Below are 2030 nucleotides of genomic sequence, written 5' to 3'. Positions count from 1 at the left end.
CTCCGGTCGGAATGACAAATGCCCATCTCTATGAGATTTATTTTAGAAAGTTTATACAGCTTCCCTGATTATTAAAACGCCTGACCAACCAAAATTCCACTACGTAAGCCATTCTTTTCTGCGCCATCGGCTATCAATCTGTTTGATAGCCGATGGCGCTTTTACGAATAACGTAGCGGTTTTCAAAACACAGGCTGGTTTTAGCCTGAAATTAAAAACAACCGGCCTCTCTGACAGTTCCCGTACTAGATACGCTACTAACCTCGAACATTATGACCCTTACTGCCACAGCGCCCCCGCTGGAAAGTCGACCCCCGTCTTTGCCCCCTGTGCATACGGTTAAGCTAACCATTAATGGAATCGAAACCGAATTAAAGCTTGCGCCCTGGACTAGTCTGCTCGATGCACTCCGCGAATACATGGACCTGACAGGTACCAAAAAGGGTTGCGATCATGGTCAATGTGGCGCTTGTACGGTGCTGGTCGATGGTAAGCGCATCAACTCCTGTCTGACACTGGCCATTATGCAGGAAGGAAAGCAGATTACTACCATCGAGGGAATTGCTCCGACAACCGAAAGTCTTCACCCCTTACAGCAGGCATTTATTGATCACGATGCGTTTCAGTGCGGCTACTGCACTCCCGGCCAGATTTGCTCAGCCGTTGGCTTGATGAACGAAGGCAAGGTCAGAACTACGGCCGATATTCGGGAGCTGATGAGCGGAAATATCTGCCGTTGTGGTGCCTACACGAACATTGTGGATGCAATTGAGGAAGTCATGAACCAGAAAACAGCATGAACAGCTTCACCTATACCCGAGCCGATGCCATCGAGACTGCTGTGGATGAACGGGCATCCGACCAGACAGCTAAGTTTGTTGCTGGCGGCACCAACCTCATCGATTTGATGAAGGAAAATGTAGAGCGACCGACACGACTGATCGACATCACACGCCTGCCTATGGCGACCATTTCCGAAACCCTGGAAGGCGGATTGCGGTTAGGCGCGCTTATGACGAATGCCGATACTGCCTACGATGAACGTATCCTTCAGCGGTATCCGTTACTGTCGCAGACGATTCTGGCCGGTGCATCGCCCCAGCTACGGAACATGGCAACCGACGGCGGCAATCTGATGCAGCGAACGCGCTGTTATTATTTCTACGACGTAGCAACGCCCTGTAACAAACGCGAACCCGGTTCGGGCTGTTCAGCGATTAACGGATTCAACCGCATTCACGCCATTCTGGGAACGAGAACACCGGGTACGGATGGTCAACTTGCAGAGCCGAATTGCATTGCCACGCATCCGTCAGATATGTGCGTAGCATTGGCGGCTCTCGAAGCGGTGGTACGTGTAACGGGTAAGAACGGAGAACGTAGCATTCCCTTTGCCGACTTTCACAAGCTTCCCGGCGATACGCCCCACATCGACAATACACTCGAACCCGACGAAATCATTACGGCCATTGATCTGCCGCCCAAAGGTTTTGCGGACAACTTTATGTATCTGAAACTTCGCGACCGGGCTTCGTATGCCTTTGCTTTAGTATCGGTAGCAGCTGCACTTGAATTAGACAACGGCACCATTACAGATGCCCGAATTGCGCTGGGGGGCGTAGCACATAAGCCTTGGCGTAAACCCGAAGCCGAAGCCTTACTGGTTGGTAAACCCGCTACTAAAGAGAACTTTCAGGCTGCGGCCGAATCGCTGCTGACAGGCGCTCAGGGATACGGACATAATACGTTTAAAATTGAACTGGCCAGGCGTGCTATTGTACGGGCATTAGGACAGGCCGCTAAACTCGAACCAACCGCATGACCGCCATTGGAAAACCCATAAGCCGCGTCGACGGCAAGGAAAAAGTAACCGGCAAAGCCAAATATGCTGCCGAATTTAACGTGCCTGATCTGGCGTATGGATACGTTATATCCAGTGCAATTGCGAAAGGTAAAATCACCCGTATCGACGCCAGTGACGCGCTCAGCCTGGATGGTGTGTTGAACGTATTTACGTATGAGAACCGGCC

At 51.3% G+C, this 2030-nt stretch carries 2 protein-coding genes and 1 pseudogene; all 3 read left to right on the top strand.

The features are described 5' to 3' along the window. Nucleotides 1-272 precede the first annotated feature (272 nt). Nucleotides 273-800 (top strand): (2Fe-2S)-binding protein, encoded by a 528-nt coding sequence (locus tag ACOJS8_RS09390; RefSeq protein ID WP_420148277.1) that lies wholly within the window; start codon nucleotides 273-275, stop codon nucleotides 798-800. Beyond that, nucleotides 797-1822, top strand: coding sequence for an FAD binding domain-containing protein (locus ACOJS8_RS09385; RefSeq protein ID WP_420148276.1), 1026 nt, complete (start codon nucleotides 797-799; stop codon nucleotides 1820-1822). The genes ACOJS8_RS09390 and ACOJS8_RS09385 overlap by 4 nt, the downstream gene beginning before the upstream one ends. After that, nucleotides 1819-2030, top strand: a pseudogene (locus ACOJS8_RS09380) (hypothetical protein); the annotation flags it as partial. The gene ACOJS8_RS09385 and the pseudogene ACOJS8_RS09380, both read left to right, overlap by 4 nt.

This window comes from Spirosoma sp. (assembly GCF_048594605.1).
Taxonomy (GTDB): Bacteria; Bacteroidota; Bacteroidia; order Cytophagales; family Spirosomataceae; genus Spirosoma.
This window is presented reverse-complemented; position numbering and strand designations above follow the sequence as displayed.